Raw genomic sequence first — 15,063 nt, 5'->3', positions numbered from 1 at the left:
CGGGGCGGATGTGTCCGGACCCCGTCAAAGCGGCCTCGAACGCCACATGGGCGCCAGAATTACCCCGTAAGGGTGAAGTTCCGGACGGGTGTTCAGCTGCGCCTGCGCGCCGCCTCATAGAGCACGATCCCCGCCGCCACACCGGCGTTCAGCGACTCCGCGCCACCCGGCATCGGGATCCGCACGCGGACGTCGCAGGTCTCGCCGACCAGCCGGGACAGGCCCTTGCCCTCGCTGCCGACCACGATGACGACCGGGCCCCCCAGGGCTTCCAGGTCGCCGAGTTCGGCCTCGCCGTCGGCGGCCAGGCCGACGACCGTGATGCCGGCCTTCTTGTACGCCTCCAGGGCGCGGGTGAGGTTGGTGGCGCGGGCGACCGGGGTGCGGGCGGCCGTACCGGCGGAGGTCTTCCAGGCACCGGCGGTCATACCGGCCGAGCGGCGCTCGGGCACGACCACGCCGTGCCCGCCGAAGGCGGAGACGGAGCGGACGACGGCGCCGAGGTTGCGCGGGTCGGTGACGCCGTCCAGCGCGACGATCAGCGGGTCGGCGCCCTCGTCGTAGGCCGCGCTGGTGAGGTCCTCGGGGTGCGCGTACTCGTACGGCGGGACCTGGAGGACGAGGCCCTGGTGGTTGAGGCCGTTCGTCATGCGGTCCAGCTCGGGGCGCGGGGCCTCCATCAGGTTGATGCCACCGCGTTCGGCGGCGAGCTGCAGGGCCTCGCGGACGCGCTCGTCGTTGTCGATGAACTGCTGGACGTAGAGGGTGGAGGCGGGCACGCCCTCGCGGAGCGCCTCGACCACGGGGTTGCGGCCCACGACCATCTCGGACGCCGACCGGCCGGCGCCCCGGCGCTGCTGCGGGCGGCCCTGCGCGCGGCGGGACTTGGCCGCGGCGGCGCGCTGCTTGGCGTGGCCCTTGCGCATCTCGGCGGGCGGGGTCGGACCCTTGCCCTCCAGGCCTCGGCGCCGCTGGCCGCCGCTGCCGACCTGCGCACCCTTCTTGCCGGACATGCGGCGGTTGTTCGCGGCCATGAGTTACCTGTCTCCGTGAGCTTCGTACGTACGTCTTATGCAGTGTGCCGCCCGGGGGGCCGGGCGGCACAGTCGATCTTCAGGTCCGGGGCTAGGCCTTGAGGCTCCAGCGCGGGCCCTGCGGACTGTCCTCGATGGCGAGGCCGGACTGGGCGAGCTGGTCGCGGATGGCGTCGGCGGTCGCCCAGTCCTTGCGGGCGCGGGCGGACTCGCGCTGGTCGAGGACGAGGCGGACGAGGCTGTCCACCACCTGGTGCAGGTCCTCGCCCTGGTCGGCCTCCCCCGCCCACTGCTCGTCCAGCGGGTCGAGGCCGAGGACGCCGAGCATGGCCCGCACCTCGGCGAGCCGGGCCACGGCGGCTTCCTTGTCGTCGGCGGCCAGCGCGCTGTTGCCCTGCCGGACCGTGGTGTGCACGACGGCGAGGGCCTGCGGAACGCCCAGGTCGTCGTCCATCGCCTCGGCGAAGGCCGGCGGGACCTCGGCGGCCGGGTCGACCGTCTTCCCGGCCAGCTCGGTGACCCGCTGCACGAAGCCCTCGATCCGCGCGAACGCCGACTCGGCCTCGCGCAGCGCCTCCTCGCTGTACTCGATCATCGAGCGGTAGTGCGGGGTGCCGAGGTAGTAGCGCAGGACGACGGGCCGCCACTGCCTGACCATCTCGGAGACCAGGACGCTGTTGCCGAGCGACTTGGACATCTTGTCGCCGGCCATGGTCACCCACGCGTTGTGCACCCAGTACCGCGCGAAGTCGTCGCCGTAGGCCTTGGCCTGGGCGATCTCGTTCTCGTGGTGCGGGAAGATCAGGTCCAGGCCGCCGCCGTGGATGTCGAAGGCGGAGCCCAGGTACTTGTGCGCCATCGCCGAGCACTCCAGGTGCCAGCCGGGGCGGCCGGGGCCCCACGGCGTCGGCCAGGTCGGCTCGCCGGGCTTGGTGGACTTCCACATCGCGAAGTCCCGCGGGTCGCGCTTGCCGGTCTCGCCCTCGCCGGACGGCTGCAGCAGGTTGTCCAGCTCCTGCCGGGACAGCTGGAGGTACTCCGGGAAGGACCGCACGTCGAAGTAGACGTTGCCGTCGGCCGCGTAGGCGTGTCCACGCTCGATCAGGCGCTGCATCATCTCGACCATCTCGGTGATGTGGCCGGTGGCGCGCGGCTCGTAGGTCGGCGGGAGGCAGCCGAGGGCGTGGTAGCCCTCGTTGAAGGCGCGCTCGTTCTCGTACCCGATCGACCACCAGGGCCGGCCCTGCTCATGGGCCTTGGCGATGATCTTGTCGTCGATGTCCGTGACGTTCCTGATGAACGTCACCTCGTAGCCGCGGTACGCGAACCAGCGGCGCATGATGTCGAAGTTGAGGTACGAGCGGACGTGCCCGATGTGCGGTGCCGCCTGCACGGTGGCGCCACACAGGTAGATCGAGACACAACCCGGCTTGAGCGGGGTGAAGTCACGGATCTGCCGGGCGCTGGTGTCGTACAGGCGAATGGTCACCACTCCAGGGTAGTGGGCGCCGAGTGGTGCCTAGTGCCGCATGGCTCAGAACATGCCCACGACCTTCTCCGGCGTGATCCTGACGATCACGCGGTCGGCGTCGTCGGCGGAGGCGGGGTTGAACTCCGCGTACTTCTTGCCGGTGTACTTCAGCGACAGTTCGTCGATCAGTTCCTCGGCGCCCTGGGTGGCGCACTCCGCGGTGCCCCGGATCTCGCCGTAGACGTAGGGCATCTCGGGGTCCTGGACGATGACGCTCACCCGGGGGTCGCGGTCGAGGTTCTTCTTCTTCCGGCGGTCGACGGTCGTGGAGAACAGGATCTGGTCCCCGTCCCGCTTCACCCATACCGGGGACAGCTGCGGGCGCCCGTCGGGCTGGACCGTGCCGACCACGATGAAGACGGGACCGTCGAGCAGGGACTTGAGCCGGTCGGGCAGGGTGGCGGGCATGGGTGCCTCCTTAAGTCATCAGTGACTCTCCGGGTACCCTCGCACGCTCTCCGCTCACCCGCACCACGAGCCGGACGGCAGCCGCCTCAGCCCGTACGGACCACCAGTGCCGTCGCGATCGCCATCAGCCCCTCCTCGCGGCCCGGGAAGCCGAGACCGTCCGTGGTGGCGCCGGAGACGGAGACGGGGGAGCCGGCCGCTTCGGAGAGGATCTTCTGCGCCTCGTCCCGGCGCTTGCCGATCTTCGGGCGGGGGCCGACGACCTGGACGGCGATGTTGCCGATGGTGAAGCCCGCCTCGCGGACGATCCGGGCGGCCTCGGTGAGGAGGGTCACCCCGGAGGCGCCGGACCACTCGGGGCGCCCGGTGCCGAAGTGCTGTCCCAGGTCACCGAGCCCGGCGGCGGAGAAGAGGGCGTTGCAGGCCGCGTGGGCGACGACGTCCGCGTCGGAGTGCCCGGCCAGGCCCGGCCCCTCGCCCTCCCACTTCAGTCCGGCGCACCACAGCTCGCGGCCCTCCTCGAAGGCGTGGATGTCGGTGCCGATGCCGACCTGCGGCAGCATCAGGGGCTGCTCAGAAGCCATCGTTCAGCCTCCTGCGGGCCAGGACCGCCTCGGCGAGGACCAGGTCGAGGGGGCGGGTGACCTTGAAGGCCTCCTCGTGACCGGGGACGGCCACGACCGTCAGGCCCAGCTGCTCGACCATGCTCGCGTCGTCCGTGACGTCGTCCGTGACGGTCTCGTGCGCGCGGACCAGCATCGCGCGGTCGAAGCCCTGCGGCGTCTGGACGGCGCGCAGCCGGGCGCGGTCCGGGGTGGCGAGAACCGGCTCGGGGTCGCCGGCCCCGGCGGCGGGCTCGACCTCCTTGACGGTGTCGGCGAGCGGAAGCGCGGGGACCACGGCGGGCGCGCCCGCGCGTACGGCCTCGATGACCGCGTCGACCGTGTCGACCGGGACGAGCGGGCGGGCCGCGTCATGGACGAGGACGACGCCGTACTCGGGCGGCAGGGCGTCCAGGCCGAGCCTGACCGATTCCTGCCGGGTGTCCCCGCCGGGCACGACCAGGAAGTCGGTGCTCCCCCAGCTACCGCTGGGGGTACCCCCAGGCAGGGCGTGCGCGTCGAGCAGGGACTTGACCTCGGCGGCGCCGTCGGCCGGGGCGACGACGATCACCAGGGAGACATGGCGGGACGCGGCGAGCGCGCGGACCGCGTGGATGAGCATGGGCGTGCCGTTCAGCGCGCGGAGCGCCTTGGGGGCGCCCGGGCCGAGGCGTACGCCCCGGCCGGCGGCGGGAATCACGGCGGCGACGGGGGTCTGCGCGGGTGAAGGGCGCGATTCGTCAGACATCGGTTCCTGTCAGGTTTGTGTGCTCGACCTAGGTGGGTATGGCCTGAGGAGTGCCGGGCGCGACGCCTTGACCGGACCCTTTCCGTGACCCTGGTCGAGCCATCTGCCCGGGCCCGGCACATCTAGCAGGGGGCCCGTTTTCCCCGAGGTGTACGGCAGGCGTTTCGGCGCCCCGTTTTCCGGTTGCCGAAGCTGCGCCGAAGCGCTGCCGAAGGTGTGCTGAGGCACTGAGGCTTTGCGGGATTTCCCCGGATTTCCGGGTTTTCCGGGGATGAACATGCCGCAGCGCCCGGCGACAGGTTCAGTGTCATCGGGCACCGCGGCATTTACTGTGCTGAGCGTGGCGGAAGCGAAGGTTCGCTGCCGTGGCGCGTCAGGAGGCGAGCACCTCGTCGAGCAGGGCCTCGGCCTTGTCCTCGTTCGTGTTCTCCGCGAGAGCCAGCTCGCTCACCAGGATCTGGCGGGCCTTGGCGAGCATGCGCTTCTCACCGGCGGACAGTCCGCGCTCGCGCTCACGACGCCACAGGTCACGCACGACTTCGGCGACCTTGATGACATCGCCGGAGGCGAGCTTCTCCAGGTTTGCCTTGTAACGACGGGACCAGTTCGTGGGCTCCTCGGCGTACGGCGCGCGCAGCACCTCGAAGACCCGGTCCAGCCCGTCCTGACCGACCACATCACGCACGCCCACGAACTCAGCATTGTCCGCTGGCACACGCACCGTCAGGTCACCCTGGGCGACCTTCAGCACCAAGTAGGTCTTGTCCACGCCTTTGATCTGGCGAGTTTCGATGGCCTCGATCAGCGCGGCCCCGTGATGGGGATAGACCACGGTGTCGCCAACCTTGAACGTCATGTGACAGGTACCCCTTCCGTGGCTATCCAGGGTAACACGGATACGGCGTCTTCTGAATGGCGTTTTCGCAGGTCAGGGCATATCTCGGGGCTTGACAACTGCGACACGAACGTGCTGCGAGGGACCTGCGGAGGCGGGAATTCGCAGGTCGGAGGGGCTCTTCGGGCGGGGTGAAACGCGTACGTCACACACCCCCGGAGCCACCTCCAAGCGGACGAACGTCCCGTTTTGTCCGCTTCCAAGCGTACGACTTCCGCTACTCCGTTCGGTGACCCGAGGTCGATCCGGACCGTTTCCGGAATTGATCAACGACGGCCGGACGGATGCCGCGTGATCAATATCGAGCCGCTCATCGAGGCCGCCCGGTATTCCTTCACGGAAATTTTGCGAGCGGTTATGTGAATGGCGGACGAGCGCCCAGCAAAGTGACTGGAGAGTCACCTGTGGCCGGAGTGGCGAGCGGTCCGGTGGTACCCCCAGCCGGAGGCAAGCCGCGTGCTTGGGGAGGGTCGGGTGCGGCGGCCTGGGAACGGCTCGGTAACCTAAGCCCGCTGATAGACACTTAGGGTGGCTTTATAAGGGGAGCTGCCCGCGCGTTCAAGGAGTTGCCGCCGCCGTGAGCAGCAGCCTTCGACGCGGCGCCCTCGCCGCCTCCGCCATCGTCTTCTCGATCGCCTCGCTCGCCGCCTGCGGCGCCGGCAGCGACTCGCAGACCCTGCAGGTCAAGCCGGACAACGCGGCGACCAGTGTCGGCGACATCAAGGTCCAGAACGCCGTGATCATCACCCAGCCCGACCTGAAGGCGACGGGTCCGGCGGTGGTCTCCGTGACCCTGTTCAACCAGGGCATCGCGGACCAGACCCTGCAGTCGATCACCATCCCGGGCAGCACCGGGACCGTGAAGCTGACCCCGGCCAAGGGCGGGAACCTGACGGTCCCGGCACACGGCTCGCTGGTCTTCGGCGGCCAGGGCAACGCCTCCGCCGAGATCCCGAGCGGCCGCGAGGCGGTCCAGGACGGCAACGCACAGAAGATCACCTTCACCTTCAGCAAGACCGGCGACGTGAGCCTGCGTGCCTTCGTGGTGCCGGCCACCAGCTACTTCGACAAGTGGGGCCCGAGCACGATCCCGTCCGTCTCGGCGTCGCCCACCGGCGCCCCGGGCTCCAGCGCTTCCCCGTCCGGCAGCGGCAAGCCGGCCAAGGGCAAGGGCAAGGGCGGCAAGGCCTCCCCGTCGTCCTCCGCGAGCAACGGCGCGAACGCCGGCGCCACCCCGAGCGACTCGGCGTCGCAGTCGGTCGCCGGCCACTGAGCAGCCGTACGCACGAGGGCGGCACCCCGGCTCGGGGTGCCGCCCTTCGTCGTACGCGACTACGCGTGCCCGCGTGTACGCGCGGTCTACGGCTCGAACTTGTAGCCCAGGCCGCGGACCGTCACCAGGTACCGCGGCGCTCCCGGGTCCGGCTCGATCTTGGCGCGCAGGCGCTTGACGTGGACGTCGAGGGTCTTGGTGTCGCCCACGTAGTCGGCGCCCCAGACGCGGTCGATGAGCTGCATGCGGGTCAGGACGCGGCCGGCGTTGCGCAGCAGCATCTCCAGCAGGTCGAACTCCTTCAGCGGGAGGTCGACCTTGGAACCGGCGACCGTCACCACATGGCGGTCGACGTCCATGCGGACCGGGCCCGCCTCCAGCGCGGCCGGGGTGACCTCCTCCGGCTCGCCGCGGCGGCGCAGGACGGCCCGGATACGGGCGACCAGCTCGCGCGAGGAGAACGGCTTGGTGACGTAGTCGTCGGCTCCTATTTCGAGCCCGACGACCTTGTCGATCTCGCTGTCCTTGGCCGTCACCATGATCACGGGGACGTTGGAGCGGCCGCGCAGCTGGCGGCACACCTCCGTACCGGGCAGCCCCGGCAGCATCAGGTCGAGGAGGACGAGGTCGGCGCCGTTGCGCTCGAACTCGTCGAGTCCGTCGGGGCCGGTGGCCGCGACTGCGACCTCGAAGCCCTCCTTGCGGAGCATGTACGACAGGGCGTCGGAGAAGGACTCCTCGTCCTCGACGACGAGCACTCGGGTCACGGAAGGACCTCCGGGGCGGGAAGCGGTTCGTACGGGGATGACTCGGTGGGGGCGCCGGCCTCGTCATCGAGGTCGGGGTCGGGGTGCTGGGAAGCGCGGTCGCGGGCCGCACCCGCCTCCGGCAGCCTGAGGGTGAAGGTGGAGCCCTGGCCTTCGGCGCTCCAGACCGTGACCTCCCCGCCGTGCGAGGCGACCACGTGCTTGACGATCGCGAGACCCAGACCGGTGCCTCCGGTGGCCCGCGAGCGGGCCGGGTCGACGCGGTAGAAGCGCTCGAAGATGCGCTCCTTGTCCTTGTCGGAGATGCCGATGCCCTGGTCCGTCACGGCCAGCTCGATCATGTCGCCGCCGGGGGCGTTGACCCGGCGGGCGGCTATGCCGACCCGGGTGCGGGCCGGGGAGTAGTTCACGGCGTTCTCGACCAGGTTGCCCAGGGCGGCGGCCAGCTGGCCCCGGTTGCCCCAGACATGCAGATCGGCCGTGCCGCCCGCCCGTCGCCCGCCACCACCCTGATCGAGCCCTTCGGGCACCACTACATTCCAGGCCATGGTGATCTGCTTCGTACCGGCCTGGTGACGGCAGCGGTCGACGGCCTCGGCGACCAGCTCGTCGACGCGGATGGGCTCGGCGTCCTCCAGCGGGTCGTCGTTCTGCACCCGGGAGAGGTCGATCAGCTCCTGGACCAGGTTGGTCAGGCGGGTCGCCTCGATCTGCATACGGCCCGCGAAGCGCTGCACGGCCTCGGGGTCGTCGGAGGCGTCCATGACCGCCTCGGACAGCAGGGAGAGCGCGCCGACCGGCGTCTTCAGCTCATGGCTCACATTGGCCACGAAGTCGCGCCGTACGGCCTCGATCCTCCTGGCCTCCGTCAGGTCCTCGACCAGCAGCAGGACCAGACGGGAGCCGAGCGGGGCCACGCGCGCGGAGACGGCGAGGGCCTCGCCGCGTCCGGTGCCGCGCCGGGGCAGGTCCAGCTCGACCTGGCGTATCTCGCCGTCGCGTCTCGTGTCCCTGGCCATCTGGAGCATGGGCTCGATGGCGAGCTTGCCGCCCCGCACCAGCCCGAGGGCGTAGGCGGCGGAGCTGGCCTTGACGACGGCGTCGGCCTCGTCGAGGACGACGGCCGAGGAGCGGAGCACGGACAGCACGGTGTCCACGCCGGGCGGGAGTACGGGATCGGTGTGCAAGGAAGTCCTGGTCGGTCGCTTCTGGTCGCGTTCACTCCAGCGGAACGCCAGCATGGCGATGACGCCGGTGAGCACCCCGGCGATCGCTGCCGCTGCGGCGACCGCCGCGTTCACGTCCATGCATCCAGGTTAAGCAGGGGGTACGACATACCCACAGCCATCCAGGTGGCAGCTCGAAGACTCGTCGCCCAGAGTTCACCTGGGAGCCAGTATTGGTTCATTTGGGGTGGCGGAAACGGACGCGTGCAGGGCAGAACGTGGGAGCGTGGGGACCAAGCACACCTATGAGAGGGAACCCTGATGCGGGACGCGTACCACGAGGAACTTGACTCGATCGGCGACGGTCTGGTGGAGATGGCCCGGCTGGTCGGGTCGGCGATCGGGCGCGCCACGACCGCGATCCTGGACGCCGACCTGAAGCTGGCCGAGAGCGTGATCGAGGCGGATCAGAAGGTCGACGAGCTGCAGCACGACCTGGAGGCGCGGGCCATAGCCCTGCTGGCCCGGCAGCAGCCGGTGGCGACGGACCTCCGTATCGTCGTCACGTCGCTGCGCATGTCCGCCGACCTGGAGCGCTCCGGCGACCTCGCCCAGCACGTGGCGAAGCTGGCGCGGCTGCGCTTCCCCTCGCGGGCGGTTCCGAACGACCTGCACGCGACGATCCTGGAGATGGGCCAGCTCGCGCAGCGCCTGATGGCGAAGGCGGCCGAGGTGATCATCACGAAGGACGTCGACCTCGCGCTCCAGCTGGAGCAGGACGACGACGAGATGGACCTGCTCCACCGCACGCTGTTCCAGCACCTGATCGACGAGCGCTGGAAGCACGGCATCGAGACGGCGGTGGACGTCACGCTGCTCGGCCGCTACTACGAGCGGTACGCAGACCACGCCGTGGCCGTCGCCAAGCGGGTCGTGTACCTGGTCACGGGCGAGCACGCGGACGAGCTGCAGACGGACATCCAGCCGGTCACGGGCGTCGAAGGCCCCTGACCCGGCGACCGCCACGCCGACCGCGGGGGCTTCCGGAGTGGTGGCGGGGGCGCGTGGGCGCCTCCGTGCGCCGTTGATGCGCCCAGGGAAACGGGCATGAAATAGGCGAGGGCACCCCTGCCCCAGCGTCTAGGAGGGACCCATGGCCGAATCCCCCAGCACCACGCCGGACCCCACGCAGGAGCGCGAGACCGACCAGCCCGCCGACCTGAGGAACCTTCCGCTGATCGGTGCGTGCGGCTGCGGCTCGGGCTGCGGCTGCGGATGCCAGTCGGGTGGCCCCTGCCAGTGCGGCTGAGGGCGGTACGACGTCACAAGGGCCGGTGTGAACTCGATTCACACCGGCCCTTGTCCATGCGAACGGAAGAACCCGTCCCGCTTGGGGCAGTCGGGGCTTACTTCTTCTTGCCCTGGTTCTTGACCGCCTCGATCGCCGCCGCGGCCGCCTCGGGGTCGAGGTACGTGCCGCCCGGGGTGATCGGCTTGAAGTCGGCGTCGAGTTCGTAGGCGAGCGGGATGCCGGTCGGGATGTTCAGGCCCGCGATGTCGGCGTCGGAGATGCCGTCCAGGTGCTTGACCAGGGCGCGCAGCGAGTTGCCGTGGGCGGCGACGAGGACCGTGCGGCCGGCCAGGAGGTCGGGGACGATGCCGTCGTACCAGTAGGGGAGCATCCGGACGACGACGTCCTTCAGGCACTCCGTGCGGGGGCGCAGCTCCGGCGGGATGGTCGCGTAGCGGGCGTCGTTCGCCTGGGAGAACTCCGAGTCGTCCGACAGCGGCGGGGGCGGGGTGTCGTAGGAGCGGCGCCAGAGCATGAACTGCTCCTCGCCGAACTCGGCCAGCGTGGCCGCCTTGTCCTTGCCCTGGAGGGCGCCGTAGTGGCGCTCGTTCAGGCGCCAGCTGCGGTGGACCGGGATCCAGTGGCGGTCCGCGGCCTCGAGGGCCAGCTGGGCCGTGCGGATCGCGCGCTTCTGGAGGGACGTGTGGACCACGTCGGGGAGGAGATCGGCGTCCTTCAGAAGCTCGCCACCGCGGACTGCCTCCTTCTCACCCTTCTCGTTGAGGTTGACGTCCACCCAGCCGGTGAACAGGTTCTTCGCGTTCCACTCGCTCTCGCCGTGGCGGAGGAGGATCAGCTTGTACGGTGCGTCGGCCATGGGAAAGAGCGTAATCCACGGGTTCGCGCCGCTGCCCGGCCCGGCCGAAGGGTGGACCGTTGACGGCATCTGTTAAACGGGTGGCCACCGACAGACCCGGTATGTAAGTTGTGCTTACCGCTTGAGCTGCTTACAGCGCCCCTATCGGGCGCGCTTCGATCCGTGGGGGGTCTTGTCATGTCCGCCGCTCGTCTCCGACGTGCCGCCCGGGAAAGCGTCTCCGGGCTACCCCGTGAGTTCTGGTGGCTGTGGACCAGCACCCTCGTCAACCGGCTCGGCGCCTTCGTGGCCACGTTCATGGCCCTCTACCTCACCCTCGACCGCGGCTACTCGGCCTCGTACGCCGGTCTCGTCGCCTCGCTGCACGGGCTCGGCGGGGTCGTCTCCTCGCTGGGGGGTGGGGTGATGGCCGACCGGCTGGGACGGCGGCCCACCCTGCTCATCGCCCAGTCGGCCACGGCCGCCTCCGTCGCGTTGCTCGGCTTCATGACGAGCCCCGTCGCCATCGCGGCCGTCGCCTTCCTCGTCGGCATGGCCTCCAACGCCTCCCGGCCGGCCGTGCAGGCGATGATGGCCGACATCGTGCGGCCCGAGGACCGGGTCCGGGCGTTCTCGCTGAACTACTGGGCCATCAACCTCGGCTTCGCCGTCTCCTCCATGGCCGCCGGCTTCATCGCCGAGGTCAGCTATCTCGCCGGGTTCCTGATCGAGGCCGGGATGACGCTGGCCTGTGCGCTCGTCGTCTTCCTGAAGGTGCCCGAGTCCCGGCCCACCGCACAGGTGAAGGAGGAGGACAGCCCCGTCAGCCTCGGCACCGTGCTGCGGGACGGGCGGTACATGGCCGTCGTCGGGCTGTCCTTCCTCGTCGCGCTGATCTTCCAGCAGGGCTCGGTCGGGCTGCCGGTGGCCATGGGACGCGCCGGGTTCTCGCCCGCCGACTACGGCCTCGCCATCGCCGTCAACGGCATCCTGATCGTCGCCCTGCAGATCCCGGTCACCCGCTTCATCGAGCACCGCGACCCGCGCACCCTGCTCGTCGTCTCCTCACTCCTCGCCGGCTACGGCTTCGGACTCACCGCCTTCGCCGGCTCGGTCGGCGTCTTCGCGCTCACCGTCTGCGTCTGGACCCTCGCCGAGATCGTCAACGCCCCGACCCAGACCGGGCTGGTGGTCCGGCTGTCGCCGGTGCACGGGCGCGGGCGCTACCAGGGCATGTACACGCTGTCCTGGTCCGTTGCCGCCCTGGTCGCACCCCTGATGTCCGGCGCAGTCATCGACCGGTGGGGCGCCGAGTGGCTGTGGGCGATGTGCGCGGCCATCGGGACGGCCGCCGGACTGGGGTACGGGCTGCTCATGCGGGGGCTGCCGAAGGAGAGCCCCACGGCACCCGCTCCGGAACTGCGGCCGCGCGCGTCGGAACAGGCGGCCTGACCGGCGCGGCGGCCGACGGCAGCACGCTTCAGGTTCTGTCCTGCGTCCTTGCCGCACGGCCGCCGGGATCATTCCTCGTGACCGTGATCAAGGTTCAGGCAGAGCGCCCAGACATCGGAGTAGGTGTCCGGTGAGGGGGATCCCCCGACGTGGATGTCGGCTGTCCAGTACGCGGCCGTGCCGGTCCCGTCGCTGACCGGCCCGCCGTCGGAGTCGCTGGGGAAGCTTCCGATGAGGTGGGTTCCGCCCGATCCCGCCTTGGTGAAGTCGGTCGTCGTCACATTGCCGCCGCTGGCGGCGGCGCCCCCGCTGACCAGCACGTGGTTCTCCCTCCCGTGGTCGCGTTCCCCGGTCTGGTCGTCGCAGCCGACTGTCGCCGTCCGGCTGGTGCCTGCCGTCGTCGGGCCGCTCAGCTCGCGGAAGTGGACGGTCGTGGTGATGCCTCGGACGTTGACGCCGTCTCCGCTGCAGATCGCGTAGGCATAGGTCGTGTTGTCGCTGTCGCGTCCGCCGCCGATTCCTCCGACGGCGGTCCAGGAGTCGGGGTTGGTCTCCCCGTCCGCGGCGGCTTTCTGGCCGAAGTCGTGTGCGGCGTCGTCGAAAGTGGGGAAGCCGGCTATCGGCTTGAGGCTGCCGACGCTCGCGGGGGTGGTCCGGGCGCCGCCGCCCAGCAGGACCGTGCCGGTCGGGCAGGTCGCCACGACGGTCTTCGCCGTCTGTCCGACGGAGGGTCCGGCGATCTTGTTCATGACGACCTGGGTGTGCCTGATCCGGTTGCTCGAAAGGCACACCGCGTAGGGGGTGGTGGAGAACTCGGGGCTGGAGTTGCTCCCGCTTCCGCCGAACGCGAGCCAGTGCTTCACGTCGGTGCCCACGACCCCGGTCGAGCCGGTGTATTCGGTGACGCCGTCGGGGCTGGGCGCTATGCCCATCACATGGTTGCCGTTCCCTGCCCTGTCGCTGCCGGTGGCCTGGTCGATCCCGCCGCCGGAAACAAGGCCTCCACCGCAGTCCGCGCGGGACGAGACACCCGTGAAGGGGGTTGCGGGGCCCATGGTGGGTCCGGAGGTCGTCACGGTGACGCTCGCGGTGTCGGCGTACGCGAGCTGCGGCACCGCCACGGCGAGCAGGGCGCCGGGGATCAGCGCCTTCGCCAGGGCTGACTTCCGGGAAGACCTTTTTGTCGTCGGGTTCTTCATCGCATGCCGCCTATCTGATCAGTGGTGCCGGTGCTTCAGATGCCGTCGTTGGCGCACAGCGCCCAGACGTCGGAGTGGTTGGTCGTCGACGCCATCCCGCCGGTGTGGGTGAACGCCGTCCAGGACGCCGTCGTCGTGGTGCCGTCGCCGACGGGGTTGCCGCTGGAGTCGCTGGGGAAGCTGCCGTTGAGGTGGTCGCCGCCCGAGGCCGGTCCGATGAAGTCGGTGGTGGTCACGTTGCCTCCGCTGATGGCGGCGCCCCCGCTCACCAGCTTCCCGTCCCCGACACCGCAGCCGACCGTTGTGTTCTGGCCCGTACTCCCGGTGTTCGGGCCGCTCGCCTCGCTGTAGCGGACCTTCACGGTGACGCCGCTGACGTTGATGCCGCTACCGCTGCAGATCGCGTAGGCGTAGGTCTCGTTGGCGGCGTTGGTGCTGTTGTCCCACCCGACGGCGCTCCAGGAGTCCGGGTTGGTCTCTCCGTCCGCGGCGGCCTTCTTTCCGAAGTCGTGTGCGGAGTTGTTGAAGGTGGGGAAGCCGGCGATCGCCTTGAGGTTGCCGGTGTTGCCCGGTGTGACCAGGGCGCCGCCACCGAGCAGGACCGTGCCTGCCGGGCAGGTCGCCGTTGTCAGACCCACCGTCGTCGCCGTTGTGGGTGCGTTCACTTTATTCATGACAACCTGGGTGTGATTGATCAGGTTGCTGGTGAGGCACACCGCGTAAGGGCTGGTGGAGAAGGCGGAGTTGACCTGTCCTCCACTTCCCCCCTTCGCGACCCAGAAGGCCACATCGGTACCGACGACCCCGGTCGACCCGGTGAATTCGCCGGCGCCGTCCGAGCTGGGCTCGGTGCCCAGCACATGGTTGCCGTTCACCCCGGCGCCGGTGCCGATGGCCTGGTCGATCCCGCCGCCCGATATGAGACCGCTGGTGCAGTGGGCGCTGGTTGAGATCGAAGAGTCGATGGTTGCCGGTCCGAGGGTGGCCCCGGGGGTTCGCACCGTGGCGCTCACGGTGTTGGCGTACGCGGCCCCTGGCGCCACCAGGACCAGCAGGGCGCCTGCAACCAGCGCTTTCCCGGCGGCGAGGCGCCGCAGAGACGTCTTCTTCATCGAGTTCTCCCTCTCGGGGTTTCCCGTGCGGTGCACACGGTCGGGGCGCGTTGTTCGATGCACGGCCCTCGGCCGGGAGGGGGAACGGTGTTCGAGGGTGGCTGAGGGCGGAGCCGATTGAAGCAGCGGCCCGAGGACGCCCACCACTGGTGTCGAACACAGAAAAACGCGACCCACTGGCCGGATTACTGGAGGAGTGACCAGGGTTCGCGGGGTGCTGGGGCGCAGAGTGGCGCGCCGGAAGACCCCCGCCCCGCACCTGGAACATCACGGTGCGGGGCGGGAATGGGTGGAGGACGTTACTGACTGTCCGTCAGCTACCGGTGGACCGGTCGAAGATGCCCCCGGGCTTGCCGAAACCGGATGCATCCGAGCCGAATTCGCCTTTTCCTTGGGAGTGCTTCCCGAAGGCTCCTCCACTGTTGCCCATGACGTTGCCCAAGCTCATGTCGTCGTTGTCGTCGGCGAGGGCCTGGGCCGCGCCGCCCAGCAGAACGGTTCCGGCGAGGGCGATGGTGGCCACCACGGTACGTGCACGCATAACTGTCTCCTTCGGTCGGTGTGTGCTTGCCACAGGTATGCCGCCGGCCCACAGGCCAGAAGCGGTGGCGTGCACACAAGCACCCGAATAGGCGGCACGCGGGGCCCCGCACACGCGGTGGAACCGCGGGAGACATGACCGAGCCCCCCACCTCGGAGTCTCCGTCGGTAGGGGGCCGGACGCGGTGA

16 protein-coding genes are annotated in these 15,063 nt (G+C 70.0%); 4 read left to right on the top strand and 12 right to left on the bottom strand.

Annotation, left to right across the window (positions count from 1 at the left end):
- Positions 1–92: 92 nt before the first annotated feature.
- From rlmB to AB0L75_RS07695, 6 genes are all read right to left on the bottom strand, one after another.
- On the bottom strand, positions 93–1,034 hold the full coding sequence (gene rlmB / locus AB0L75_RS07720; RefSeq protein ID WP_365176743.1) for a 23S rRNA (guanosine(2251)-2'-O)-methyltransferase RlmB: 942 nt from the start codon (positions 1,032–1,034) through the stop codon (positions 93–95).
- Between the two features lie 91 nt (positions 1,035–1,125).
- Positions 1,126–2,523, bottom strand: a complete 1,398-nt coding sequence (cysS, locus tag AB0L75_RS07715; protein ID WP_365176740.1) for a cysteine--tRNA ligase — start codon at positions 2,521–2,523, stop codon at positions 1,126–1,128.
- Positions 2,524–2,568: 45 nt separating this feature from the next.
- Positions 2,569–2,973 carry a PPOX class F420-dependent oxidoreductase gene (locus tag AB0L75_RS07710; RefSeq protein WP_365176737.1) on the bottom strand — a complete coding sequence of 135 codons (405 nt, stop codon included), beginning with the start codon at positions 2,971–2,973 and terminating at the stop codon, positions 2,569–2,571.
- An 86-nt stretch (positions 2,974–3,059) separates the two neighbouring features.
- The gene (gene ispF, locus AB0L75_RS07705) at positions 3,060–3,557 is read right to left on the bottom strand and encodes a 2-C-methyl-D-erythritol 2,4-cyclodiphosphate synthase (RefSeq protein ID WP_365176734.1); all 498 of its coding nucleotides are present in this window, start codon (positions 3,555–3,557) and stop codon (positions 3,060–3,062) included.
- Complete coding sequence (gene ispD / locus AB0L75_RS07700; RefSeq protein ID WP_365176731.1) at positions 3,547–4,323, bottom strand: 2-C-methyl-D-erythritol 4-phosphate cytidylyltransferase; 777 nt, start codon at positions 4,321–4,323, stop codon at positions 3,547–3,549. Before ispD ends, ispF begins: the two co-directional genes overlap by 11 nt.
- 373 nt (positions 4,324–4,696) lie before the next feature.
- Positions 4,697–5,179 carry a CarD family transcriptional regulator gene (locus AB0L75_RS07695; RefSeq protein ID WP_003953493.1) on the bottom strand — a complete coding sequence of 161 codons (483 nt, stop codon included), beginning with the start codon at positions 5,177–5,179 and terminating at the stop codon, positions 4,697–4,699.
- Positions 5,180–5,795: 616 nt separating this feature from the next.
- Between AB0L75_RS07695 and AB0L75_RS07690 the strand changes: the two genes are divergently transcribed.
- The gene (locus AB0L75_RS07690) at positions 5,796–6,491 is read left to right on the top strand and encodes a DUF461 domain-containing protein (RefSeq protein WP_365176728.1); all 696 of its coding nucleotides are present in this window, start codon (positions 5,796–5,798) and stop codon (positions 6,489–6,491) included.
- A gap of 86 nt (positions 6,492–6,577) precedes the next feature.
- Here the strand turns inward: AB0L75_RS07690 and AB0L75_RS07685 are convergent, their stop codons facing one another.
- Positions 6,578–7,258, bottom strand: a complete 681-nt coding sequence (locus tag AB0L75_RS07685; protein WP_030342036.1) for a response regulator transcription factor — start codon at positions 7,256–7,258, stop codon at positions 6,578–6,580.
- A complete protein-coding gene (locus AB0L75_RS07680; protein ID WP_365176724.1) occupies positions 7,255–8,565 on the bottom strand; it encodes an ATP-binding protein in 1,311 nt (436 codons plus the stop codon). The genes AB0L75_RS07685 and AB0L75_RS07680 overlap by 4 nt, the downstream gene beginning before the upstream one ends.
- 180 nt (positions 8,566–8,745) lie before the next feature.
- Here AB0L75_RS07680 and phoU point away from each other — a divergent pair, with 180 nt between their 5' ends.
- Together phoU and AB0L75_RS07670 are read left to right on the top strand one after the other, a co-directional pair.
- Positions 8,746–9,435, top strand: a complete 690-nt coding sequence (gene phoU, locus AB0L75_RS07675; RefSeq protein ID WP_365176721.1) for a phosphate signaling complex protein PhoU — start codon at positions 8,746–8,748, stop codon at positions 9,433–9,435.
- 142 nt (positions 9,436–9,577) lie between these two features.
- Positions 9,578–9,733, top strand: a complete 156-nt coding sequence (locus AB0L75_RS07670; protein WP_365176718.1) for a hypothetical protein — start codon at positions 9,578–9,580, stop codon at positions 9,731–9,733.
- A gap of 97 nt (positions 9,734–9,830) precedes the next feature.
- Here AB0L75_RS07670 and AB0L75_RS07665 read toward each other — a convergent pair whose 3' ends face one another.
- Positions 9,831–10,592, bottom strand: coding sequence for a phosphoglyceromutase (locus AB0L75_RS07665; RefSeq protein ID WP_365176715.1), 762 nt, complete (start codon positions 10,590–10,592; stop codon positions 9,831–9,833).
- A 177-nt stretch (positions 10,593–10,769) separates the two neighbouring features.
- On the opposite strand from AB0L75_RS07665, the gene AB0L75_RS07660 reads away from it, so the two are divergent.
- Positions 10,770–12,023 carry an MFS transporter gene (locus AB0L75_RS07660; protein ID WP_365176712.1) on the top strand — a complete coding sequence of 418 codons (1,254 nt, stop codon included), beginning with the start codon at positions 10,770–10,772 and terminating at the stop codon, positions 12,021–12,023.
- 68 nt (positions 12,024–12,091) lie between these two features.
- Here the strand turns inward: AB0L75_RS07660 and AB0L75_RS07655 are convergent, their stop codons facing one another.
- From AB0L75_RS07655 to AB0L75_RS07645, 3 genes are all read right to left on the bottom strand, one after another.
- Positions 12,092–13,222: a hypothetical protein gene (locus AB0L75_RS07655; RefSeq protein WP_365176709.1), complete on the bottom strand. Its 1,131-nt coding sequence runs from the start codon at positions 13,220–13,222 to the stop codon at positions 12,092–12,094.
- Between the two features lie 35 nt (positions 13,223–13,257).
- On the bottom strand, positions 13,258–14,334 hold the full coding sequence (locus AB0L75_RS07650) for a hypothetical protein (protein WP_365176706.1): 1,077 nt from the start codon (positions 14,332–14,334) through the stop codon (positions 13,258–13,260).
- Between the two features lie 313 nt (positions 14,335–14,647).
- Positions 14,648–14,875 carry a hypothetical protein gene (locus AB0L75_RS07645; RefSeq protein ID WP_365176704.1) on the bottom strand — a complete coding sequence of 76 codons (228 nt, stop codon included), beginning with the start codon at positions 14,873–14,875 and terminating at the stop codon, positions 14,648–14,650.
- Between the last annotated feature and the right edge of the window lie 188 nt (positions 14,876–15,063).

The sequence above is a fragment of the Streptomyces sp. NPDC052101 genome (assembly GCF_040680235.1).
Taxonomy (GTDB): domain Bacteria; phylum Actinomycetota; class Actinomycetes; order Streptomycetales; family Streptomycetaceae; genus Streptomyces.
Note: the sequence above shows the minus strand (reverse complement) of the source record. Positions and strands in the feature narration are given on the sequence as shown.